Here is a 22725-nt window from a genome sequence, read left to right as displayed (position 1 = left end):
CCTGATCCCGGGCTGGCGACAAAGGACTCCACGTGCTCCGTTTCATCGTGCGTCGGCTGCTACAAGCGATCCCGACGCTCTTCATCCTGTCCATCCTGGTCTTCGCATGGCTGCGTTCCCTGCCCGGCGGTCCCGCCACCGCGCTGCTGGGTGACAAGGCAACGCCCGAGAAGATCGCCGACCTCAACCGCGTACTCGGCCTCGACCAGCCGATCTTCCTGCAGTACTTCAAGTTCCTCGGCCGGGCGCTCACCGGCGACTTCGGCAACTCGCTGGTCTCGACCCAGCCGGTGATGGGCGAGATCGTCACCTTCCTGCCCGCCACCATCGAGCTCGGCGTGTCCGCGATGATCATCGCGGTCGTCGTCGGCATTCCCGCCGGTTACCTGTCCGCCCGCTACCGCGGCGGCGTGGTCGACAACGGTGTCATCGTGCTGAGCCTGATCGGCGTCGCGGTGCCGGTCTTCTTCCTCGGCTACATGATGCAGGACGTCCTGGCGGCCCCGCTGGGCCTGCCGTCGCAGGGACGTCAGGCCGCGGGCCTCGACGCCACGGCCATCACCAACTTCGCCATCCTCGACGGCATCATGACCAGCGAGTGGGATGCCGTCTGGGACGCGATCCGGCACCTGATCCTGCCCGCGTTCGCGCTGGCCACGATCCCGCTCGCGGTGATCACCCGGATCACCCGCGCGTCCGTGCTCGACGTCCTCAACGAGGACTTCATCCGCACGGCGAACTCGAAGGGCCTGACCCAGCCGGTGGTGCGCCGCCGTCACGTGCTGCGCAACGGCCTGCTCCCGGTGGTCACCACCATCGGCCTGCAGACCGGCGCGCTGCTCGGCGGGGCGGTGCTGACCGAGCGGGTGTTCAACTTCCGCGGCCTCGGGTTCCTGCTTGCCGAAGGCATCGAGCGGCGTGACTACCCCCGGCTGCAGGCCCTGCTGCTGTTCGGTGCGGTGGTGTACGTGCTGGTGAACATGCTGGTCGACATCTCGTACGGGATCATCGACCCGAGGGTGCGTGTGCGATGAACACTCTGCTGAACAAGAAGAAGGAACCGATCGACAAGCTCGCCGCGGCGAGCGGGCGCAGCCTCGGCGGCGAGGCGTTCCGCCGGATGCTGCGCAGCCCGGTCGCGATCACCGGCGGCGTCATCACCGGCCTGTTCCTGATCATCGCGATCTTCGCGCCGCTGCTGGAGCCGAAGGACCCCGACGTCCACTACCTCGGCGACCAGATCCGGCCGAACTTCATCCCCGGCGCGCAGTCCGGGTTCCCGCTCGGCGTGGACGACTTCGGCCGCGACTTCCTGTCGCGGCTGATCGCCGGTGCCCAGCAGACGCTGATCGTCGGTGTGCTCGCGACGCTGGTCGGCGTGCTGATCGGTGTCATCATCGGCGGGCTCGCCGGCGCGTTCGGCGGCTGGGTCGACACCGTCCTCATGCGACTGGTCGACGTCATGCTGTCGTTCCCGTCGCTGCTGCTGGCCATTTCGATCGCGGCGCTGTTCGCGAAGCCGAGCCAGTGGACGGTCATCCTGGCCGTGTCGATGATCGGCGTGCCGATCTTCGCCCGGCTGCTGCGTGGTTCCATGCTCTCCCAACGCGATGCCGACCACGTCCTCGCGGCGACGTCGCTGGGCGTGAAGCGCGGGACGATCGTGTTCCGGCACATGCTGCCGAACTCGCTCGGCCCGGTCATCGTGCAGGCGACGCTGACGCTGGCAACGTCCATTCTGGAGGCCGCGGCGCTGTCGTTCCTCGGCCTGGGCGACCCGGACCCGTCGCGGGCGGAGTGGGGACTGATGCTGGGCAAGGCCTCGCACCAGTTCCTCGACGTCCGCCCGGAGCTGGCGTACTACCCGGCCATCGCGATCATCGTGGTGGCGCTCGGGTTCACGCTGCTCGGCGAGTCCCTGCGCGAAGCCCTCGATCCGAAGAACAGGCGGTGAGCACCCATGGCACTCCTTGAAGTCCGCGACCTTTCGGTCGTCTTCCAGCGCAAGGGGGAGCGCCCCTTCACCGCGGTGGACGGGGTCAGCTTCGACGTCGAGCCGGGCCAGACGGTCGGCCTGGTCGGCGAGTCCGGCTGCGGCAAGTCCGTGACGTCGCTGGCGATCATGCGGTTGCTGGCCCGGCGCGGCAACACGGTCACCGGTTCGGTGCGCTTCGAGGGCACCGACCTGCTCAAGCTGTCCGACAAGGACATGCGCGACCGCCGCGGCCGCGACCTCGGCATGGTGTTCCAGGACCCGCTGTCCTCGCTGAACCCGGTCATCCCGATCGGGCTGCAGATCACCGAGGTGCTGGAACGCCACCGCGGGATGTCCCGCAAGGCGGCGTCGGTGGAAGCGGTCGACCTGCTCGGCAAGGTCGGCATCCCCGACCCGTCGCGGCGGCTTTCCGAGTACCCGCACCAGCTTTCCGGCGGGATGCGGCAGCGCGCGCTGATCGCGATCGCGCTGGCGTGCCGCCCGCGGCTGCTCATCGCCGACGAGCCGACCACCGCGCTGGACGTCACCATCCAGGCCCAGATCCTGGCCCTGCTGCGGGAACTGGTGCAGGACACCGGCACCGCGCTGATCATGATCACGCACGACCTCGGCGTCGTCGCCGGGCTGTGCGACGAGGTCAACGTGCTCTACGGCGGCAAGATCGTGGAGCGGGCGCAGCGGCACCGGCTGTTCGCCGAGCCGCGGCACCCGTACACGCACGGCCTGCTCGCGTCGATCCCGCGCCTGGACGCCGGCCGCGGCGAGAAACTGATCCCGATCCGGGGCTCGGTGGCCGACAACATCCCGTGGGACCACGGGTGTGCGTTCGCGCCGCGGTGCCCCAACGCGCTGCCGGTCTGCCGCGAGGTCCAGCCGGAGCTGGCGCCCGACCAGGGCGGGCTGCTGCGCTGTCACAACCCCGTGCGGCCCGCGGTCGCCGCGGGAGGAGGAACCCGATGACCCGTCCCGCTGGTGACGTGCTGCTCGAGGTCACCGACCTCAAGGTGCACTTCCCGATCAAGAGCGGCGTCGTGTTCGACCGGACGGTCGGGCACGTGTTCGCGGTCGACGGCGTCGACCTGTCCATCCGCCGCGGCGAAACCTACGGCCTGGTGGGCGAATCCGGGTGCGGGAAGTCCACTTTGGGCCGGGCGATCCTGCGGCTGAACGAGCCGACCGACGGCCACGTCGTCTTCGACGGCACGGACGTCGCCCACCTCAAGGGCGAGCAGCTGCGGAAGGCCCGGCGCCGGATGCAGATGATCTTCCAGGACCCGCTGTCCAGTTTGGACCCGCGGCAGTCGGTGGAGTCGATCCTGCTGGAGGGCATGCGCGCGCACGGCCTCGACAAGGACAAGGAGGCCACCCAGCGGCGGCTGCGCGAGCTGCTGGCGGCGGTCGGCCTGCCGGAGACGGCGCTGCGGAAGTACCCGCACGAGTTCTCGGGCGGGCAGCGCCAGCGCATCGGCATCGCGCGGGCGCTGGCCGTGGAGCCGGACCTGATCGTCGCCGACGAGCCGGTGTCCGCATTGGACGTTTCGGTGCAGGCCCAGGTGGTCAACCTGCTGGAGGACCTGCAGGACCAGCTCGGCCTGACGTACGTGGTGATCGCGCACGACCTCGCGGTGGTGCGGCACATCTCCGACCGCATCGGCGTGATGTACCTGGGTGCGCTGGTCGAGGAGACCGACGCGGACTCGCTGTACCGGGACCCGCTGCACCCGTACACGCGGGCGCTGCTGTCGGCCATCCCGGTGCCGGACCCGCAGGTCGAGGACACCCGCGAGCAGATCCTGCTCGCCGGTGACCTGCCCTCGCCGGCGAACCCGCCGTCGGGCTGCCGGTTCCACACGCGCTGCCCGTGGCGGCAGGCGAGCCTGTGCGACACCGACCGCCCGCAGCTGCGCGAAATCGGCAGCGGGCACCGGGTGGCGTGCCACTACGCGGAGGACATCCGCGACGGCCGCATCCAGCCGCACGAGGTGGAGCCGGAACTGGTGGAGCTCACCGGGGCGCTGAACCCCGACCTGGGCCCGCCGGACATCGGCACCTCCGCCGAAATCCTCTAGCCGGAGCTTTCACGTGAAAGTGGCGGGTGCCTGCGCCCGCCACTTTTACGTGAAAGTGGCGTCAGGGCTTGAGGTCGAGCGCGGCGCTCATCGAGCCGTCCATGTAGAACGGCGTCGAGTCGTGCACGTGGGCGATCCGCCACTCGCCGCCGGTCCTGCGGAAGCCCGTCGTGGACCGGAACCACAGCTCGAACTTCTGCGGCATCCCCTTCGGCGTCGTCGACAGCCGGGTGAGGCAGTGGCTGTAGGCGACGTCGCCGCCGACGGTGACCTCGAGGTCCCGGATCTCGTACTCGATCGGGCCGTCGAAGCCCGCGAACCAGGCCTTGCGCACCTCGGCGTCTTCGCCGTGGTGCACCAGCGGCGGCGCGAGGGTGTACGCGACCGCGTCGGGAAGGTACTGCCCGGCGAGCGTCTCGGCGTCACGCTCGGTCATCGCCTTCGCGCGGGCGGTCATCAGCTCGCGAATCTGCTTCTCGTCCTGCTCGGTCATGCCATCCTCCTGGGGTGGTGGTTGCCTGTCACCTGGGACGTAGGTGCCGCCGCGCGGATTTCGACATCCAGCGGGAGGCGTTCGTGAAATTCGTGGTCCTGATCTACGGCAACCCGGAGTCCCGCGCGGCGTGGGAGGGGATGAGCGAGGAGCAGCAGGCGGCAGGCCTGGAGTACTACCGGCAGCTCAACGCCGACCTCGACGCGTCCGGCGAGCGCATCGTCTCGGAGCGGCTGGCGTTCCCGGAGCGGGCCAAGCGGGTCCGCGTGACCGGGGACGGCCCGCTGACGACCGACGGGCCGTTCGCCGAGGCCAAGGAGTTCCTGGCCGGGTTCTACCTGCTGGACTGCGCGGACTTCGACCGCGCGACGGAGATCGCCGCGCGCATCCCGGAGGCGGCGTTCGGGGTGGTGGAGGTGCGGCCGGTGATGGGATTGTGAACCCGGAGCTGCTGCGTACGCTGGCCCCGCAGGTCCTGGCGGCGCTGGTCCGCCGGTACGGTGACTTCGACGCCTGCGAGGACGCCGTCCAGGAGGCGCTGCTGGCGGCGTACCGGCAGTGGCCGTCCTCAGGGATCCCGGACAACCCGAAGGGCTGGCTGATCACGACGGCGTCCCGCCGCCGCATCGAGCAGTGGCGCAGCGACACGGCCCGCCGCCGTCGCGAGGAGGAGGTGGCGCTCGCGCAGCCACCGGAGCCACCGCCGGTCCCGGACGTCGACGACACGCTGACGGTACTGCTGCTGTGCTGCCACCCATCGTTGCCGAGGCAGTCCCAGGTGGCGCTGACGCTGCGCGCGGTCGGAGGTCTGACGACGGCGGAGATCGCGCGGGCGTTCCTGGTCCCGGAGCCGACGATCGGCCAGCGCATCAGCCGGGCGAAGCGCTCCCTGCGCGGCGCGCGGTTCGGGCCACCGGAGCCATCGAGGCTGGCGGCGGTGCTGCAGGTGCTGTACCTGATCTTCACGGAGGGACACACGGCCAGTTCCGGAGACGAGCTGAACCGGGTGGACCTGACAACGGAGGCAATCCGCCTGACCCGCCGCCTGCACGCATCGCTCCCGGAAGACGGCGAGGTCACGGGGTTGCTGGCGTTGATGCTGCTGACGGAGGCCCGCCGCCCGGCCCGGGTGTCACCATCGGGCGCGCTGGTCCCACTGGACGCCCAGGACCGCGCGTTGTGGAACGCGGAGCTGATCGAGGAGGGGACCGCACTGATCACGGGAGCGCTGACATCGGCCCCGGTGGGCCCGTACCAGCTGCAGGCGGCGATCGCGGCGGTCCACGCGGAGGCGAAGTCGGCGGCGGAGACGGACTGGAAGCAGATCCTGACGCTGTACGACCTGCTGCGCGTGGTGGCCCCGGGACCGATGGTGACGTTGAACCGGGTGGTGGCATTGGCCCAGGTGAACGGCCCGGCGGCAGGCTTGGCAGAGCTGACGACGGCGGCCGCGGACCCGGCACTGGCGACGCACCACCGCGTGGACGCGGTCCGAGGGCACCTGTTGGAGTTGTCGGGCGACTTGAAGGGAGCGCGGGAGGCGTACGAGGCGGCGGCCGGGCGGACGTTGAGCCTGCCGGAGCAGGAGTACCTACGCGCCCAGGCGGCCCGGCTTAGCCCGTGACTCGTGCTCTTTGGCTGGGTCCCCTCGCGGGCCTTGGCAGAGTCACGTCCCGCGGTGGTGCTGCGCGAGTGTGGTGACCTGCTGGGGGTGGGTGGTCGCCTCGGTGCGGGCGACATGAACGACTCTTTCATGCCGTCAGACGACATGAACGACTCGTTCATGTCGTGCGGGACCTGCGGGAGGCATTGCCGGGGGCCTCCTGCCGGGACCAGCCCGCCCAGCCGGAGCCGCTCCCCCCCCCCCCCCCCGGAACCTCGCATGCCCCGCCGGAGCCGCCCCGCCCCTGCTGGGGCCCGCCCTGCTGGAAGTCCACCCCGCCGGAGCCGCCCCGCCCCTGCTGGGGCCCGCCCTGCTGGAAGTCCACCCCGCCGAAGCCACCCGCCCCTGCCGGAGCGCACCTGCCGGAGCTGCCGTGCTGGGGCCCGCCCCGCCGAAGCCGCCCCCGCCGGAGCCCGCCCTCCCAAGGGGGCCATCCCCGGTCCCAGCCTATCGCCGCCACCCGACCCGACCCCCGCGAAACAACCCCAAGATCCGAAGTTGTCCACAAGGGGATACCCCTGTGGACAACCTGTGGGCAACCCCTGCCAACCCAACTCCCCGCTGGTCACCGCCCCAAAGAACACCCAACCCCAACCCATCCCCGAACAGGTGAATCTCGGGCCACCACCCAGACCCCGACCAAAGGAGGACCCGGACCCATACCTGAGTAGGCCGCCCGCAGCGGACCGCCCCCGGTACCCTGCGGAAAGCAGATTCCGGACAGCAGGGGGTACGAGCAGTGCACATCGACCAATGGCTGCAGGCGATCCCGCCGTTGTCGGTTTACCTGATCGTCGGCGCGGTGATCATGATCGAAAGCCTCGGCATTCCGCTGCCGGGCGAGATTGTGCTGGTCAGCGCCGCCCTGCTCGCTTCACAGCACGACACGCTCAACCCGCTCTGGATCGGCATTCTGGCCAGTGCCGGCGCCATCATCGGCGACAGCATCGGCTATCTCATCGGCAAGACCGGTGGCCAGCGCCTGTTCGCCTGGGCGGGGCGGAAATTCCCGAAGCATTTCGGGCCGACGCACATCGCCAACGCCGAACGCATTTTCAACAAGCGCGGCGTGTGGGCCGTCTTCCTCGGCCGGTTCATCGCCTTCCTGCGCATTCTCGCCGGCCCGCTCGCCGGGTCGCTGCGCATGCACTACCCGAAGTTCCTGCTGGCCAACGCCGCGGGCGGCATCGTCTGGGCGGGCGGTACGACCGCGGCCGTCTACTACCTCGGGGTCGTCGCCGAAGAATGGCTCGGCAACTTCTCCAAGTACGGCCTGGTCGCCGCGATCGTCATCGGCGTCGTCGTCTTCTTCGTCATGAAGAAGCGCCTGGGCCGCAAGCACGCCGAAGAGGAAAAGCAGGAGGAAACGGCGGCCTAGACCGTCACGAGTTCCGGTTCGGGCTTGCGTGCTGTCCGCCGCAGGGAGCCGAGCAGGACGCCGGCGATCACGACCAGCGCCGCGCCGATCTCCAGGCCCGTCGGCCGCTCGCCGAGCAGCACGAACGACGCCGTCAGCCCGACCACCGGCACCAGCAGGGAGAACGGCGAGACGACGCCCGCCGGGTTGCGCCGCATCAGCGTCGTCCACAGGCCGGAACCCACGACCGTGCCGATCAGCACGACGTAGGCCAGGCCGCCGAGCGCGGTCAGGCCGGTCGGCGTCCCCAGCGTCGTCAGCGACCGCCACTGCGCCGCCGGGCCCTCCATGACCAGGGACAACGCGAACATCGGCAGCGGCGGCACCACCGACATCCACAGCGTGAAGTGCAGCGGGTTGTCCGGCTCGGCCTTGCGCGTGCTGAGGTTGCCGAACGCCCAGCTCAGCGCGGCCAGCAGGGTCAGCACCATCGGCAACAGCGCCGCGTGCCCGGCCCGCTGCCAGGCGATCGTGGCCATGCCTGCCACCGCCAGCGCGATGCCGGCCAGCTGGTGCGGCGTGACGCGTTCGCGCAGGAAGACCGCGCCGAGCAGCACCGTGAACGGCGCCGACGCCTGCAGCACCAGCGACGCGAGCCCGGTCGGCATCCCGGTGTCCATCGCGATGAACAGGAACGCGAACTGCCCGGTGCCGAAGCCGAGGCCGTAGCCGAGCAGGTGCCGCACCTTCACCTTCGGCCACGGCACGAACAGGATCGTCGGGACGGCGAGCACGGCGAACCGCAGCGCGCCCGCGAACATCGGCGGGAACTGACCGAGCGTGGCGTGGATGGCGAGGAAGTTGAGGCCCCAGAGGACGGCGACGAGCACGGCGAGCAGGCGATCACGAGCGGGCATGCCTCCACTGTGGCAACGGCGACCGTGTAGGACCAGCGAATATATCTTCACGAACCGTGTAGCAGAGCTTCACGTATGCTGACGTGGTGGATCTGGGTCGCCTGCGCACGCTGCGCGAGTTCGCCGACCGCGGGAGCGTGACGGCGGCCGCGCGGGCACTGCACTGCACGCCGTCCGCGGTTTCGCAGCAGCTGCGGGCGCTGCAGAGCGAGGTCGGGCTGCCGCTCACCGAGCCCGCCGGGCGCGGGCTGCGGCTGACCGACGCGGGCCGCGCGCTGGTCGCCCGCGCCGACGAGGTGCTCGCCGCCCTCGACCGCGCCGAGTCCGAACTGGACACCTACCGCAGCGCGCCGCGCGGCCGGGTGCGGCTCGCGATCTTCCAGTCGGCCGGGCTGATGCTGCTGCCGGGGCTGCTGACCCGCATCGCCGGTCACGACGGGCTGGAGGTCGACGTCCGGGACGTCGACATGACGCCGCCGGAGGTGCCGGGGCTGGTCGCGGACTACGACATCGTCGTGGCGCACCGCGACGAGCACGCGCCGGAGTTCGACGCCACCCGCCTCGACGTCGTGCCACTGCTGCGCGAACCCCTCGACGTCGCGCTGCCTGCCGGGCACCGCTTGGCGGGACGGCGCCGTGTGGAGCCGGCGGAACTGGCGGACGAACGCTGGATCAGCGTCGACTTCGGCTTCCCGGTGGACGACGTGCTGCGCTCGCTGACCATCCGCACCGGCGTGCGGCCGGTCGTCGTACAGCGGATCAACGACTTCCGGATCACCGAGCGGCTGGTCGCCGCCGGCCACGGCATCGCGCTGCTTCCGCGGTACACAATGGACACCCGGCGCGACAGCGGCCTGGTCGGCCGCCCGCTGGCGGGCATCCGCGCGGCGCGGCTGGTGGAGGCGGTCTGCCGGACCGGCGCACTGCAGCGCCCGGCGGTGGCGCAGGTGATCGAGGAACTGCGCGCGGAGGTCACCCAGCTCACGGCGTGACTCCCGGCCGGTTCCGGAAACCATGCCAGGAGTTGTCATGGTTTCCGGTGAGGCTGACGGCATGAACGAACTTTCCGGAAAAGTGGCACTGGTGGCGGGCGGCACGCGGGGCGCGAGCCGGGCCATCGCCGTCGAGCTGGGGCGCGCGGGCGCCTTCGTGTACGTGACGGGCCGGACCACGCGCGCCGGACGGTCCGAAGTGGACCGTCCGGAGACGATCGAGGAGACGGCGGAGCTGATCGAGAAGGCGGGCGGCGAGGCGGAGGCGATCCGCGTCGACCACCTGCAGCCTGCCGAGGTGGCGGCACTGGCCGAGCGGATCGACCGGCTGGACATCCTGATCGACGGCCTCTGGGGCGGCGACAAGCACCTGGGCTGGGGCCAGCCGGTGTGGGAGCACGACCTCGAGGCGGGCCTGCGCATGATCCGCCTCGGCATCGACGCGCACCTGATCACCAGCCACTACTTGCTGCCCCTGCTGATCAAGCGCCCGGGCGGCCTCCTGGTCGAGCTGACCGACGGCACGGCCGAGGCCAACGCGAAGTACCGCGACGGCACTTCGCTGCCGTTCTACCTGGCAAAGGCATCAGCGCACCTGCTGGCTATCGGCGAGGCGGCGGAGCTGGCCCCGCACGGCGCGACGGCGGTGGCGTTCACCCCGGGATACCTGAGGTCGGAGGCCATGCTGGAGCACTACGGGGTAACGGAGGACAACTGGCGCGACGCGTGCGCACGCGTGCCGCATTTCGCGATCTCGGAGTCCCCGACCTTCGGCGGCCGCACGGTGGTGGCCCTGGCGGCGGACCCCGACCGGCAGCGGTGGTCCGGGCAGACGGTGAGCAGCGGACAGCTGGCGAAGGTGTACGGGGTGGACGACGTCGACGGGAGCCGTCCGGACGCCTGGCGGTACATGGCCGAGGTCGCCGAGGCGGGGAAGCCCGCGGACACCACGGGTTACCGCTGAGGTCGCTGCGGTGACCTGAACGACTCGTTCATGTCGCCGGACGATATGAACGACTCGTTCATGTCGTTTCGGGCGGCCGGAAGCCCAGCCCGGCGTCACCCGTTCCGCGCCGCCAGCTCGGCACCGACCCGGGCCAGTGCCGCCCGCAGCGACGGCGGGTCCAGCACCTCGACCCCCGGGCTCAACGCAACCAGCTGGCCGAGGCCGATCTCGTCGTCTTCCAGGGCGAGTTCGGCCTCGGCCCACCCTGTCGCATCCGGCTCCGCCAGCGACACCACGGTATCCGCGAGGTGCTCCCCGCCGAACACCCGCCGCAGTTCGCGGACCGCAAGGCGGCTCAGCCGCGCCTTCACCCGCAACGGCCGCGCCACCTGCTCGAACGTCGCCGACGAAGCACGCCACCACGCGCGCAGGTCGAAGTCCGGCGGCCGGTCGAACGTGGTCTCCTGCAGCTCCGCGCGGGCGATGCGGGACACCCGGTACGTCCGGAGCGCGTCGTCCGGGACCACCCGGGCCACCAGGTACCACACGCCCGCCTTCAGCACGAGGCCCAGCGGCTCCAGCTCTCGCGTCGCCGGCTTGTCGCGGCGCTGGTAGACCACCGCGAGACGGCGCTGCGCCCACACCGCCTGGACCACCGTCGCCAGCGCCGTCGGCTCGTCCGCGCTGCCGAACCAGCCCGGTGCGTCCAGGTGGAAGCGGCCGGCCACCAGTGCCGCGTGTTCGCGCAGCTCGGCGGGCATGCCGGCGGCCACCTTCGCCCGCGCCGCGCTGCCCGCCGTGTCGAGGCCCAGCACCGCCAGTGCCTCCGGCACGCCGAGTGCGAACAGCGCGACCGCCTCGCGTGCTGTCAGGCCGTCGAGTTTTGCGCGCCAGCCGTCGACCAGGCGGAAGCCGCCGTGGCGGCCCTGTTCCGTCCACAGTGGAACGCCCGCGTCGCGCAGCGCCGCCAGGTCGCGGTGCATCGTGCGCTCCGAGACCCCCAGCTCCGCCGCGAGCTCGGCGGCGGTCGCGCTGCGTCGACGCTGGAGCGTGAACAGCAGCGCGACCAGCCGCTCGGCCCTCACCGGTTGGCGCGGTTCACCGCCGACACGACCGCACGCAGCGACGCCGTGACGATCGACGGGTCGATCCCGATGCCCCAGAACACCCGGTCGGAGATCGCGCACTCGATGTACGACGCCGCGCGCGCGTCGTCGCCCGGGGAGAGCGTGTGCTCGCTGTAGTCCAGCAGGCGCAGGTCGAACCCGACCGTCGACAGCGCGTCGAAGAACGCCGCGATCGGGCCGTTGCCGCGGCCGGTGACCTCGTGCTCGTCACCCTCCACGCGGACCGTCGCGGTGATGTCGTACTCGCCGTCGCCGTTGTCGCGGACGTGCTGGCGGACCAGCTCCAGCGGCGTCTTCAGCTCCAGGTACTCGGCCGAGAACGCGTTCCACATCGTGGCCGGGTCGACCTCGCCGCCCTCGGTGTCGGTGTAGCGCTGGATCACCTTCGAGAACTCGATCTGCAGGCGCCGCGGCAGGTCGAGCTGGTGCTCGGCCTTCATGATGTAGGCGACGCCGCCCTTGCCCGACTGCGAGTTCACCCGGATCACGGCCTCGTACGTGCGGCCGACGTCCTTCGGGTCGATCGGCAGGTACGGGACCTCCCACGGGTAGTCCTCGACCGGTACGCCCGCCTTGTCGGCGGCGTCCTTCAGTGCGTCGAGACCCTTGTTGATCGCGTCCTGGTGGCTGCCGGAGAACGCGGTGAACACCAGGTCGCCGCCCCACGGCGAGCGCTCGCCGACCGGCAGCTGGTTGCAGTACTCGACCGTCCGCTTGATCTCGTCCATGTCGGAGAAGTCGATCTGCGGGTCGATGCCCTGGCTGTAGAGGTTCATGCCCAGCGCGACCAGGTCGACGTTGCCGGTGCGCTCGCCGTTGCCGAACAGGCAGCCCTCGATCCGGTCCGCGCCGGCCTGGTAGCCCAGCTCGGCGGCGGCGATGCCGGTGCCGCGGTCGTTGTGCGGGTGCAGCGACAGGATGACCGAGTCGCGGCGGGCCAGGTTGCGGCTCATCCACTCGATCGAGTCGGCGTAGACGTTCGGGGTGGCCATCTCGACGGTCGCCGGCAGGTTCAGGATCACCGGCTTCTCGGGCGTCGGCTGCCAGATGTCGGTGACGGCGTTGCAGACCTCGAGCGCGTACGACAGCTCGGTGCCGGTGTAGGACTCCGGCGAGTACTGGAAGCGGAAGTCGGTGTCGGGCTGCCGGGCGGCCAGGTCGAGGACCATTTCGGCGCCCTGCGTCGCGATCTTCTTGATGCCTTCGCGTTCCTCGCGGAAGACCACGCGGCGCTGCAGGATCGACGTCGAGTTGTAGATGTGGACGATCGCGCGCGGCGCGCCTTCGAGGGCCTCGAAGGTCCGCTCGATCAGCTCGGGACGGCACTGGGTCAGCACCTGGATGCTGACGTCGTCGGGGATGGCGTGCTCGTCGATGATCTCGCGGACGAAGTCGAAGTCGGTCTGCGACGCGGCCGGGAAGCCGACCTCGATCTCCTTGTAGCCCATGCGGACCAGCAGGTCGAAGAACTTGCGCTTGCGCGCGGGCGACATCGGGTCGATCAGCGCCTGGTTGCCGTCCCGCAGGTCGACGGCACACCACAGCGGCGCGCGCTCGATGCGCTTGTCGGGCCACGTGCGGTCGGGCAGGTCGATGTTCTCGACCAGGTCGTACCACGGACGGTAGCGGTGGACCGGCATGGACGTGCCGCGCTGGGTGTTCCAGGCGGGCTGGCCGGCGGGCGCGGGACGGGAGGGTTTGCGGATCTTGCTCATGCGAGTTCGGGTGTCTCCAGATCGACGGGTGCGACCGGCACCACGAATCCCCGCGACGGGGAGCCGGTCCGGTCAGGCCCCGTCGCGGCAGCGAAGCAGGAGAGCGCGCGCCACGACCCCACCATAACCACGGACCGCGGGCGGAGGGAAGCCGGGCCGCGACGGAACTGTTATTCGAGGATGCGCCATTGGTGTTACCAGCGGGTAGCCATCGGTGTAGCTCCATGTCAGACTGCGGGCATGGGTGAACACGCAGAGTCGTCATCGGCGGAGGAGACCCGCGTCTCCCGCCGGGCGCCCGTCGACTGGCGCCAGACGCGGGGCCGCGTGGCCTCGGTGCTGGCCTCGATCGTCCGCTGGGCGGGCCTGGTCTTCGCGGCACTGCTGGTGATCCACGTGATCTTCACGGTGGGCTCGGCGAACCCGAACAACGGCATAGTGTCGTTCGTCCGCTCCTGGGCCGACAGCCTGGCCCTGGGCTTCGGCGACCTGTTCACACCGAGTGACGAAAAGCTGCGCGTCCTGGTGAACTACGGCATCGCGGCGATCTTCTGGCTCGTGGTGTCGGGGATCGTCGCGAAGGTCATCCGCCGGGTGGGCGGCGCTGCTTGAGGCCGCGGCTCAGTTCGGCCGGGGCAGCGCGCGAACGAACGCCGGCGCGAGCGCACGGATACGTGCTGCCGGAACATCGCCGGCGAGGGCGCTGACCGCCAGCCGCACACCGGGGGCCTCCGCTCCGCCGAACAGTTCGTGCAGGTAGCCCAGACCGGTCGTGGTGACTGCGCTCACCCGATCGTGGGCGATCAGGTTCAGGAAGGAAGCGGCAACGTCAGCCGGGCGGGTGGCCGACATCAGCCGGTAGACATCTCCCGCGTCTTTGTCGACGAGCCGGTGTGGCTTGCTTACCCGCGCGTCGTATCGGTCTTTGAGCTTGTAGGCCTTGGCCACCAGCAAGGCTGCGGTGCCCGCGACGTAGACGGACATTTGCCGCTTGTCGGTTTCGTCCAGAGCGGCGATGGTGAGCCGGGAACGATCGACGACGGCGGTTTCGATGCCAGCCACCCGGCGAACGGATCTCTCGTCGTGGGGTGGGATTCGAGCACCGCGGCGACCGCGAACCAGTGAGTCGCCCATCAGCAGATCGAGTTCGACGGACGTCGCGACGCCGTGGATCAGCTCGGTGCGGCCCCACAGGCCGGCCTGGTCGGGCTGGAGCAGTTCGAAACCTGCGCTACGCAGTGCTTCACTCAGCAGAGGCTCGTTTTCGAGCAGGCACGGGTCGAGTCCCAGGTCACCGTCGGACGTGTAGGCAGCCGCCGTGACAGCGGCATCGGCCGATCGCAGGTAGACAGCCTGGGCACCGACGACAGTGATCGCTTCGGCGTGATCGCGCAGGGCCTCGAGGCCGTCGAGCAGCACCCGCCGCGCCACGATCGAGAGTTGCCGAGGGTCGATGCCGTCCGGAACTTTGGACACCAGATCGCTTTCTCGTGGAGGAAGGCTCAGAACCGGGGCAGCCGGACGGGCTTGCCCGGTTCCCGCCAGGAGCTCTCGTTTTCGGACATGTACTCAAGCACTGCCACGGCTTCGGACGGCATCCGTCCTGGGCCGCCGAGCCCGTCCAGGACGAGCTGGCTGTACGCCACATGCGGAATCCCGTCCACGACACGGCACCTCTCGAAGACCACCTCGTCGTGACGGCGCAGCAGGAGGACTTCCGCTCCTTCGTCGACCTCGAAAAGGCCGAGCTCTTCGGCGAGCCGGTGGGGCGGATGCGGGCCGGCTTCCGTGTAGAGCATCAGCTGCCCGCCGCTGGCGAGTGGTGAGAGCACGCGTGCCGCGTAGTGTCCGGTGACTGCGGCTCGTGGCCGTTCTTCGGCTCCGAGGTCCAGCTTCCGGAGCCGGTCGAGCACCTCGCCGATGCCCCGGGGCGCAAGAGCTCCGACATACGGGTTGTGCCGGAGCAGGTCGTAGGAGGCTGCCCGGGCGCGCAGTAGTTCCGGCCAGTCGACACGGACGATGTCGCGGCCTTCGCGCCGGACGAGCAACTGCTCCTCCAGTTGCGTCAGCAGCCGGGATACCCACGGCAGGCTGACCCCGGCGGCTTCGGCTATGTCCGTCGGTCGGTACGGGGGTGTGAAATCCACCAGGAACCGAACGACGCGGCCGGCTCTCGGCCCGGCGAGTGTGACGTTCTTCGAATTCGGTTGGACCGGTCTGGGAGCGCGGCGGTCTCCTTGGGTGAGGATTCTTATCGCCGGGTCGGTCGAGGACAGGAAGGCATTGCCGGTGAGATCCAGGTACCCGATCCCGTGTCCACGCAGCACGTCCTGGGTGCGGGGACTGATCCAGCGCGCCACCAGAAGCACGATGAACGGTATTTGCGCTTCCCGGAGGCTGCTGCTCAACGGGACGAGGTGGCTTTCCGCGTAGCGCGGAGTGACCTGCTCCCTGACTTCGACCAGGAGTTCGGCAGGCTTGTCCCGGGTACCGGGCGGAATGATCCGAACCAGGGCGTCGAGTCCCGTGCGGGAGCCGGCGCCGATCTCCCTGGCGTTGCCGATGACGACCGACCAGTGGGTGCCCAGTACTCCCCGTAGCGTTTCGAGCGCTCGCTCGAGCAGCGAAGGCTCAGCGGGGGGCTCGACGGCGCTCATGGCAGCATAGTGTCACGAGTGAATACGTACAGTCAACAATAAGTTGCCCGAAACCGGAACTTTCCCCGTCGGGGCAAGTTGAAGTTAGGAGCAACTTGGCAGCTCAGGCTGGGTCAGAGGGCCGGCTTGCCCCACTCGCCGGTGAACGCGAACTCCGTCAGCGGCACCCGCTCCCGCTCCGCCTTCTCCCGCGCGATCCGCCACTCCTCCTCCAGGACCTCCGGCGCGGCAGGCAGCCCGACCGCGACGGCCACGCGCGGCACCACGTCGTCCGGCAGGGAGAACGACGTCCGCACCGACTCCGGCGAGAATCCCGCCATCTGGTGGGCCGCCAGTCCCAGCTCCACCGCCTGCAGCACCAGGTTCTCCGTCGCCAGCCCGAGCCCGTACTCCGCGTACGGCACCTGTCCCTTCTCGTTCGTTGTCACCATCGCGCCGATCAGCAGCACGCTCGCGCGGTGGGCCCAGGCCTGGTTGCCCGAGTTCAACGCCGCCAGGATCGCGTCGAACGACCTTGTTCCGCGGACGCCCACCAGGTAGCGGGCCGGCTGGGTGTTGCCGAACGACGGGGCCCAGCGGGCCGCCTCCAGCAGGGCGCGGAGCTGGTCCGGGGGCACGCTCGCCGACTCGTCGTACGCGCGGGGGCTCCAGCGCTCGGCCAGGAGGCGGGCGATCGGGACACTCGTCACAGCCGGCTTTCGCATGATGCCGACCCTACCCAGGCGTGCGCTGCATCACTCGGAAGGAAGGGCTCCGCACATTTCGTTGCTGTTGCGGAAGATTTACTTCCGAGTGACCCGCCGGACGGGCCCCGCCCACGTCAAGAGGGTGGCGGGCCGCTGCCGCCCCGGTAGGCTCCTGGTCAAATCATGGGACGCGGGGGCTCTCCGGTGCCCACCAGGGAGCCGCCCGGCCCGCGAGGAGGTTCGGGCGTGGCCCTCGTGGTCCAGAAGTACGGCGGATCGTCGCTGGAAAGTGCCGACCGGATCAAGCGCGTCGCGGAACGGATCGTCGCCACCAAGAAGGCAGGCAACGACGTCGTGGTCGTCTGCTCGGCGATGGGTGACACCACCGACGAGCTGCTCGACCTGGCGCAGCAGGTGAACCCGGCGCCGCCGGAGCGGGAGATGGACATGCTGCTCACCGCCGGTGAGCGCATCTCGAACGCGCTGGTCGCCATGGCGATCTCGGCACACGGCGCCGAGGCCTGGTCGTTCACCGGCTCGCAGGCAGGCGTCGTCACGACGTCCGTGCACGGCAACGCGCGCATCATCGACGTCACCCCCAGCCGGGTCACCGAGGCCCTCGAGCAGGGCTACATCGCACTCGTCGCCGGCTTCCAGGGCGTCGCGCAGGACACCAAGGACATCACCACGCTGGGCCGGGGCGGGTCGGACACCACCGCCGTCGCGCTCGCCGCCGCGCTCAACGCCGACGTCTGCGAGATCTACTCCGATGTGGACGGTGTGTACTCCGCCGACCCGCGGATCGTGCCGGACGCGCGCAAGCTCGACACCATCCCGTACGAGGAGATGCTGGAGCTGGCCGCCAGCGGGTCGAAGATCCTGCACCTGCGTTCGGTCGAGTACGCGCGCCGCTACGGCGTGCCGATCCGAGTCCGTTCTTCCTACAGTGACAAGCCGGGCACCACGGTGACCGGTTCTATCGAGGAGATCCCCGTGGAACAAGCCCTGATCACCGGTGTGGCGCACGACCGCTCCGAAGCCAAGATCACGGTCACCGGGGTGCCGGACCACGCCGGTGCCGCGGCCCGGATCTTCCGCGTGATCGCCGACGCCGAGATCGACATCGACATGGTGCTGCAGAACGTGTCCAGCACCGTGTCCGGCCGCACGGACATCACCTTCACGCTGTCGAAGGCCAACGGCGCCAAGGCGGTCAAGGAACTGGAGAAGGTCAAGGAGGAGATCGGCTTCGAGTCGGTCCTCTACGACGACCATGTCGGCAAGGTGTCGCTGGTCGGCGCCGGGATGCGCTCGCACCCGGGTGTCACGGCGACGTTCTGCGAGGCGCTGGCCCAGGTCGGCGTCAACATCGAAATCATCAACACCTCGGAGATCCGCATCTCGGTGCTGATCCGGGACGCGCAGCTCGACGACGCCGTGCGCGCGATCCACGAGGCGTTCGAACTCGGCGGCGACGAAGAAGCCGTCGTCTACGCGGGGAGTGGTCGCTGATGGCGGACGGGCTGCGGGTCGGGGTGGTCGGCGCGACCGGCCAGGTCGGCGCGGTGATGCGCAAGCTGCTGGCGGAGCGGGAGTTCCCGATCGCGGAACTGCGTTACTTCGCTTCGGCGCGCTCGGCGGGGTCGAAGCTTCCCTGGCGCGACACCGAAATCACGGTCGAGGACGCGGCGACGGCCGATCCGTCCGGTTTGGACATCGCGCTGTTCTCCGCGGGCGGGTCGACGTCGAAGGCGCAGGCGCCGCGGTTCGCCGCCGCCGGGGTCACGGTGATCGACAACTCCTCGGCGTTCCGGATGGACCCGGACGTGCCGCTGGTCGTCAGCGAGGTCAACCCCGAAGCCGTCAAGGAGGCGCGGAAGGGGATCATCGCGAACCCCAACTGCACCACCATGGCCGCGATGCCAGTGCTCAAGCCGCTGCACGACGAGGCGGGGCTGGTGCGGCTGGTCGCCTCGACCTACCAGGCGGTGTCCGGCAGCGGGCTGGCCGGTGTCGACGAGCTGGCGAACCAGGTCAAGGCGGCGGCCGAGCACGCGGCGCTGCTGACCCACGACGGCGCGGCGATCGAGTTCCCTGCGCCGGAGAAGTACGTCCGCCCGATCGCGTTCAACGTCCTGCCGATGGCCGGGTCCATTGTGGACGACGGCGAGCTGGAGACGGACGAGGAGAAGAAGTTCCGCAACGAGAGCCGCAAGATCCTGAGCATCCCCGGCCTCGGCGTCTCCTGCACCTGCGTGCGGGTGCCGGTGTTCTCGGGTCACTCGATCTCGGTGAACGCGGAGTTCGAGCGGCCGCTGACCGTCGAACGCGCGACCGAGCTGCTGTCGCACGCCCCCGGCGTCGAGCTGTCGGAGATCCCGACCCCGCTGCAGGCGGCGGGCAACGACCCGAGCTACGTCGGCCGCATCCGCGTCGACCAGGGCGTCGAGGGCGGTCGCGGGCTGGCGCTGTTCATCTCGAACGACAACCTGCGCAAGGGCGCGGCGCTCAACGCCGTGCAGATCGCGGAGCTGGTCGCCCGGGGCTGAGCGCCGCGCCGGTCACGCACGCAGTGCCAGCAACGCCGTCGCGGACAGCGTTTCCCGGTTCGCCGCCAGGCCGCCCAGCCGGCGGTCGTCGGCGAACCCGTTGCCCGTCCCGCCGTCGACGTGGCGCTGGTGGGTGGCCATGGCACGCCTGACGTTCTCGACGTACTGCGCGGCGGCGGCGAAGCAGGCCACGGGCCGTTCCTCGACGACGATTTCGAGCGGGGCGGGGAGGGCGGAAGCGGCGGCTTCGATGCGGTTCACGGCAGGTCCTTTCGCCGGAGACGGTTTCCGGCAGCGTAGGTTCCCGGCCGGTGCGGGAGAACCACCGATGTGAGGAGCCCGGGAGGCTGCGGAAATCGCCTTGTTCGTTTGCGGTGCCCGGGGGATCCTGGGCACCGCAAAACGCTTTCAGGGGAGGAACCATGTACACCGCTGTCGAGGGGGCCCGCGTCCCGATCCGGATGTGGGCGGACCCCGCGTCCGTCGAAGACCAGGCCATGCGGCAGCTGCAGAACGTCGCGAACCTGCCGTGGGTGCACGGCGTCGCCGTGATGCCCGACGTGCACTACGGCAAGGGCGCGACCGTCGGCAGCGTCATCGCGATGCGCGACGCCGTCTCGCCCGCCGCCGTCGGGGTCGACATCGGGTGCGGGATGAGTGCCGTCCGGACGTCGCTCACCGCCGCCGACCTGCCGGACGACCTCGGCAGGCTGCGCCGCCGCATCGAGTCGGCCGTGCCGGTGGGCTTCGGGCTGCACAAGACGCCGGTGAACCCGGCGAAGGTGCACGGCGTCGGCGGCTGGGACGCGTTCTGGAAGGGCTTCGGCGAGCTGCACCCCGGCGTCCAGGAGCTGCACGACCGGGCCGCGCGGCAGATCGGCAGCCTCGGCGGCGGGAACCACTTCATCGAGGTCTGCCTCGAACAGGGCGGCGCCGACGAGGGCCGGGTCTGGCTGATGCTGCACTCGGGTTCGCGCAACATCGGCAAGGAGCTGGCGGAGCGGCACATGGCGGTCGCGCGCAAGCTCCCGCACAACGCCGACCTGCCGGACCGCGACCTCGCGGTGTTCGTCGCGGGCACGCCGGAGATGGAGGCGTACCGGCGCGACCTGTTCTGGGCGCAGGACTACGCGGCGCGCAACCGCGCCACGATGGTCGCGCTGGTGAAGCAGGCGGTGCGCGACGAGCTGCCGCAGGTCACGTTCGACGACGCGATCTCCTGCCACCACAACTACGTCGCCGAGGAGACCTACGACGGCGTCGACCTGCTCGTCACCCGGAAGGGGGCGATCCGGGCGGGTTCCGGCGACCTCGGGATCATCCCGGGCAGCATGGGGACCGGTTCGTACATCGTCCGCGGGCTGGGCAACGAGTCGTCGTTCCAGTCGGCCTCGCACGGCGCGGGACGGCGGATGTCGCGGAACAAGGCCAAGAAGCTGTTCACGGCCGACGACCTCGCGGCGCAGACGGCGGGCGTGGAATGCCGCAAGGACTCGGGCGTCGTCGACGAGATCCCGGCGGCGTACAAGGACATCGAATCGGTGATCCGCGCGCAGACGGACCTGGTCGAGGTCGTCGCCCACCTCAAGCAGGTGGTCTGCGTCAAGGGCTGACCGGTACCGTGGCTTCATGACGAGGGGTGGAACCACGGCCGCGCTGCTGGCCGCGAGCGCACTGCTGCTGAGCGGGTGCGACCAGGTCAGCAACGCGGTCGACCAGGGGAGCAAGGCGGCGGACAAGGTTTCGACGTGCACCGAGGCACTCGGGCTCGCCGACCTGAACCCGCTGGTCGACCCGGACCGGCTCAAGGCCCGCGCCGAGGACAAGGAGCGCCGGCTGCGCGAGCTGGCGGCGAACGTCGGCGACCAGGACGTCAAGAAGGCGCTGCTCGGCATGGCCGACTCCTACGTCGAGGTGCAGAAGGAGCGCATCGAGGACGCGGGTGTCGTGGCCAAGTGGGTGCAGCGCAACGTCAAGAAGCTCGACGCCCTGCGCGCGGCCTGCAGCTGAACCCGCCGTTCCGCGGTCGTGAGTGAGAAACAGGGTTAGAACACTGTTTCTCACTCACGACCAGCTGCGGCAGACCCGCTAGCAGGAGCTTTCCGCCAGTTCCGCCGCCGGCGCCGGTTCGGGGGTGCGGCGGCGCAGCAGCCCGGCCGCCGCGATCACCAGCCCGCCCAGCCCGGCCGCCGCGAAGCCCCAGGCCGGGCTCGTGTGGTCGATCGCGAAGCCGACCACCGGGCTGCCCAGTGCCAGGCCGAGGCGGGTCGACGCGTCCTGCAGGCCCATTGCCTCGCCGCGGACCTGTGGTGGCGCGATCCGGCTGACCGTCTCGGTCGTCGCCGCCAGGGTCGGCGCGCACAGCAGGTTCGTCGGGATCAGCACCAGCATCAGCAGCCACCACGGATGGCCTGCCAGGCCGACCGGGATGACCAGCACCGCGAGCAGGAACATCAGCACGCCCTGGGGCAGTGACCGCCGCACGGCGCCGTGGATGATCCCGCCGGTGATCGAGGCCGCGCACATCACCGCGATGATCAGGCCCGTCTTGCCGATGTCGCCGTGCTCGCGCAGGGCCGCGAGCGTCGCCAGTTCCGTCCCGACCAGCACGAACAGCGCGCCGCCCGCGATCAGCAGGGTCGCCACCAGGTGGCCGCTCAGCCAGGTGCGCAGCTTCGGCCGCACCCCGGCCACGACCGGCTCGCGGTCGTCGCGGATCGGCGGGTCGACCAGCCAGATCAGCAGCGCCGTGCCGCCGAACAGCACGCCGAGCGCCGACAGCGTCCACGTCGGGGAGAACGCCGTGATCGCCGCGATGCCCGCCGCCGGGCCGATCATGAACGTCGCTTCGATCGAGATCGTGTCGAGCGCGTACGCCGCCCGCCGCTCGGAGAGCGGGACGAGCGCGGCCAGGATCTGCCGGGCCAGCGAACCCGCGGGGACCGAGAGCATCCCGGCCGGGACCGCGACGACGGCCAGCGCCTCGTACGGCAGGTGCGGCGCGGCGAACCAGAACGCCGTCGTGCCGAGCCCGCACACCGCGACCACCGGGCGCAGCCCGTACCGGTCGAAGCACCGGCCGAGCAGCGGCGCGCCGAGCGCCATGCCGAGGGTGATACCCGCGCCGACCAGCCCCGCGGCGCCGTAGCCGCGGCCGAGCCCGGTGACGATGTACAGCGTCATCATCACGCCGTTCATGGTCATCGGCAGCCGGGCCAGGAACATCAGGGCCATCGTCGACGGGACGCCGGGAACGGTGAGGACCCGGCGATAGGGCTGCATCGGCACGTCCTCGATGAGAACCCAGGGTGGTACGCGCGTGCAAGTTATTTCCGGGGAGGCGGGTGCCGGCCCGCACGCTCGCGCCGGGCGGACGTCCGGCCGCGGGCGATCCGGACGCCGCCACTTTGGTGGTCCTGGACCGCCTGGAGACGGGGTCCGCCGCTCCGATCGGCGAACGGATTTCGCATTTCCGCGCCGACCTCGCCCGTCCCGTGTGGGTGGCGGTGCGAGCGTGGGGGACGCCCCGTCTGGAGCAGTCCCGACACGCGGTCCGAC

The 22725-nt window shown here is 70.4% G+C and carries 23 protein-coding genes; 14 read left to right on the top strand and 9 right to left on the bottom strand.

The window, feature by feature from the left end; genetic code table 11:
• The first annotated feature begins 32 nt into the window (after positions 1–32).
• From ABJI51_RS08545 to ABJI51_RS08530, 4 genes are read left to right on the top strand one after another with little or no spacing between them, the layout of a single operon-like run.
• On the top strand, positions 33–1034 hold the full coding sequence (locus tag ABJI51_RS08545) for an ABC transporter permease (RefSeq protein ID WP_348948960.1): 1002 nt from the start codon (positions 33–35) through the stop codon (positions 1032–1034).
• Positions 1031–1954: an ABC transporter permease gene (locus ABJI51_RS08540; RefSeq protein ID WP_348948958.1), complete on the top strand. Its 924-nt coding sequence runs from the start codon at positions 1031–1033 to the stop codon at positions 1952–1954. The genes ABJI51_RS08545 and ABJI51_RS08540 overlap by 4 nt, the downstream gene beginning before the upstream one ends.
• Positions 1955–1960: 6 nt before the next feature.
• Positions 1961–2956: an ABC transporter ATP-binding protein gene (locus tag ABJI51_RS08535; protein WP_348948956.1), complete on the top strand. Its 996-nt coding sequence runs from the start codon at positions 1961–1963 to the stop codon at positions 2954–2956.
• On the top strand, positions 2953–4065 hold the full coding sequence (locus tag ABJI51_RS08530; protein ID WP_348948954.1) for an ABC transporter ATP-binding protein: 1113 nt from the start codon (positions 2953–2955) through the stop codon (positions 4063–4065). Before ABJI51_RS08535 ends, ABJI51_RS08530 begins: the two co-directional genes overlap by 4 nt.
• A 61-nt stretch (positions 4066–4126) precedes the next feature.
• Here ABJI51_RS08530 and ABJI51_RS08525 read toward each other — a convergent pair whose 3' ends face one another.
• Positions 4127–4558: a YybH family protein gene (locus tag ABJI51_RS08525; RefSeq protein WP_348948952.1), complete on the bottom strand. Its 432-nt coding sequence runs from the start codon at positions 4556–4558 to the stop codon at positions 4127–4129.
• Between the two features lie 83 nt (positions 4559–4641).
• Between ABJI51_RS08525 and ABJI51_RS08520 the strand changes: the two genes are divergently transcribed.
• The 3 genes from ABJI51_RS08520 (at position 4642) to ABJI51_RS08510 (ending at position 7599) form a co-directional block, all read left to right on the top strand.
• Positions 4642–4998 carry a YciI family protein gene (locus ABJI51_RS08520; RefSeq protein ID WP_348948950.1) on the top strand — a complete coding sequence of 119 codons (357 nt, stop codon included), beginning with the start codon at positions 4642–4644 and terminating at the stop codon, positions 4996–4998.
• Positions 4995–6182 (top strand): RNA polymerase sigma factor, encoded by a 1188-nt coding sequence (locus ABJI51_RS08515; RefSeq protein ID WP_348948949.1) that lies wholly within the window; start codon positions 4995–4997, stop codon positions 6180–6182. The genes ABJI51_RS08520 and ABJI51_RS08515 overlap by 4 nt, the downstream gene beginning before the upstream one ends.
• 778 nt (positions 6183–6960) lie before the next feature.
• Positions 6961–7599, top strand: coding sequence for a DedA family protein (locus ABJI51_RS08510; RefSeq protein ID WP_348948947.1), 639 nt, complete (start codon positions 6961–6963; stop codon positions 7597–7599).
• On the opposite strand, the gene ABJI51_RS08505 is transcribed toward ABJI51_RS08510, so the two are convergent.
• Positions 7596–8495 carry an EamA family transporter gene (locus tag ABJI51_RS08505; RefSeq protein ID WP_348948946.1) on the bottom strand — a complete coding sequence of 300 codons (900 nt, stop codon included), beginning with the start codon at positions 8493–8495 and terminating at the stop codon, positions 7596–7598. The two genes, ABJI51_RS08510 and ABJI51_RS08505, sit on opposite strands and share 4 nt — an antisense overlap.
• Before the next feature lie 86 nt (positions 8496–8581).
• On the opposite strand from ABJI51_RS08505, the gene ABJI51_RS08500 reads away from it, so the two are divergent.
• The gene (locus ABJI51_RS08500) at positions 8582–9487 is read left to right on the top strand and encodes a LysR family transcriptional regulator (RefSeq protein ID WP_348948944.1); all 906 of its coding nucleotides are present in this window, start codon (positions 8582–8584) and stop codon (positions 9485–9487) included.
• 61 nt (positions 9488–9548) lie between these two features.
• Positions 9549–10451, top strand: coding sequence for an SDR family oxidoreductase (locus tag ABJI51_RS08495; RefSeq protein ID WP_348948942.1), 903 nt, complete (start codon positions 9549–9551; stop codon positions 10449–10451).
• A 95-nt stretch (positions 10452–10546) separates the two neighbouring features.
• On the opposite strand, the gene ABJI51_RS08490 is transcribed toward ABJI51_RS08495, so the two are convergent.
• Together ABJI51_RS08490 and leuA are read right to left on the bottom strand one after the other, a co-directional pair.
• Entirely contained in the window at positions 10547–11518 is a 972-nt protein-coding gene (locus ABJI51_RS08490; protein WP_348948940.1) for a helix-turn-helix transcriptional regulator, read from the bottom strand.
• The gene (leuA, locus tag ABJI51_RS08485; protein ID WP_348948938.1) at positions 11515–13275 is read right to left on the bottom strand and encodes a 2-isopropylmalate synthase; all 1761 of its coding nucleotides are present in this window, start codon (positions 13273–13275) and stop codon (positions 11515–11517) included. Before leuA ends, ABJI51_RS08490 begins: the two co-directional genes overlap by 4 nt.
• Before the next feature lie 240 nt (positions 13276–13515).
• Here leuA and ABJI51_RS08480 point away from each other — a divergent pair, with 240 nt between their 5' ends.
• Complete coding sequence (locus ABJI51_RS08480) at positions 13516–13887, top strand: hypothetical protein (protein ID WP_348948936.1); 372 nt, start codon at positions 13516–13518, stop codon at positions 13885–13887.
• A gap of 9 nt (positions 13888–13896) precedes the next feature.
• Here the strand turns inward: ABJI51_RS08480 and ABJI51_RS08475 are convergent, their stop codons facing one another.
• The 3 genes from ABJI51_RS08475 to ABJI51_RS08465 all read right to left on the bottom strand — a co-directional run bounded on the left by ABJI51_RS08475 (position 13897) and on the right by ABJI51_RS08465 (position 16636).
• Complete coding sequence (locus ABJI51_RS08475) at positions 13897–14751, bottom strand: hypothetical protein (protein ID WP_348948934.1); 855 nt, start codon at positions 14749–14751, stop codon at positions 13897–13899.
• A 26-nt stretch (positions 14752–14777) separates the two neighbouring features.
• Positions 14778–15932 (bottom strand): helix-turn-helix domain-containing protein, encoded by a 1155-nt coding sequence (locus ABJI51_RS08470; RefSeq protein WP_348948933.1) that lies wholly within the window; start codon positions 15930–15932, stop codon positions 14778–14780.
• Between the two features lie 113 nt (positions 15933–16045).
• The gene (locus ABJI51_RS08465; protein ID WP_348948931.1) at positions 16046–16636 is read right to left on the bottom strand and encodes a nitroreductase family protein; all 591 of its coding nucleotides are present in this window, start codon (positions 16634–16636) and stop codon (positions 16046–16048) included.
• Between the two features lie 228 nt (positions 16637–16864).
• On the opposite strand from ABJI51_RS08465, the gene ABJI51_RS08460 reads away from it, so the two are divergent.
• Positions 16865–18130, top strand: coding sequence for an aspartate kinase (locus ABJI51_RS08460; protein ID WP_348948929.1), 1266 nt, complete (start codon positions 16865–16867; stop codon positions 18128–18130).
• Positions 18130–19167 carry an aspartate-semialdehyde dehydrogenase gene (locus tag ABJI51_RS08455; RefSeq protein WP_348948927.1) on the top strand — a complete coding sequence of 346 codons (1038 nt, stop codon included), beginning with the start codon at positions 18130–18132 and terminating at the stop codon, positions 19165–19167. The genes ABJI51_RS08460 and ABJI51_RS08455 overlap by 1 nt, the downstream gene beginning before the upstream one ends.
• A gap of 12 nt (positions 19168–19179) precedes the next feature.
• On the opposite strand, the gene ABJI51_RS08450 is transcribed toward ABJI51_RS08455, so the two are convergent.
• The gene (locus ABJI51_RS08450; protein ID WP_348948925.1) at positions 19180–19428 is read right to left on the bottom strand and encodes a hypothetical protein; all 249 of its coding nucleotides are present in this window, start codon (positions 19426–19428) and stop codon (positions 19180–19182) included.
• 161 nt (positions 19429–19589) lie between these two features.
• Here ABJI51_RS08450 and ABJI51_RS08445 point away from each other — a divergent pair, with 161 nt between their 5' ends.
• Both ABJI51_RS08445 and ABJI51_RS08440 read left to right on the top strand, forming a co-directional pair.
• The gene (locus ABJI51_RS08445; RefSeq protein ID WP_348948924.1) at positions 19590–20780 is read left to right on the top strand and encodes an RtcB family protein; all 1191 of its coding nucleotides are present in this window, start codon (positions 19590–19592) and stop codon (positions 20778–20780) included.
• A gap of 16 nt (positions 20781–20796) precedes the next feature.
• Positions 20797–21177 carry a DUF8711 family protein gene (locus tag ABJI51_RS08440; protein WP_348948922.1) on the top strand — a complete coding sequence of 127 codons (381 nt, stop codon included), beginning with the start codon at positions 20797–20799 and terminating at the stop codon, positions 21175–21177.
• Between the two features lie 78 nt (positions 21178–21255).
• Here the strand turns inward: ABJI51_RS08440 and ABJI51_RS08435 are convergent, their stop codons facing one another.
• A complete protein-coding gene (locus ABJI51_RS08435) occupies positions 21256–22392 on the bottom strand; it encodes an MFS transporter (protein WP_431605592.1) in 1137 nt (378 codons plus the stop codon).
• Positions 22393–22725: the final 333 nt, after the last annotated feature.

Origin of the sequence: Amycolatopsis melonis (assembly GCF_040064235.1) — a bacterium.
Lineage (GTDB): Bacteria > Actinomycetota > Actinomycetes > Mycobacteriales > Pseudonocardiaceae > Amycolatopsis > Amycolatopsis melonis.
The sequence above is the reverse complement of the archived record's forward strand: the minus strand, read 5'-3'. Positions and strand labels throughout refer to the sequence as shown.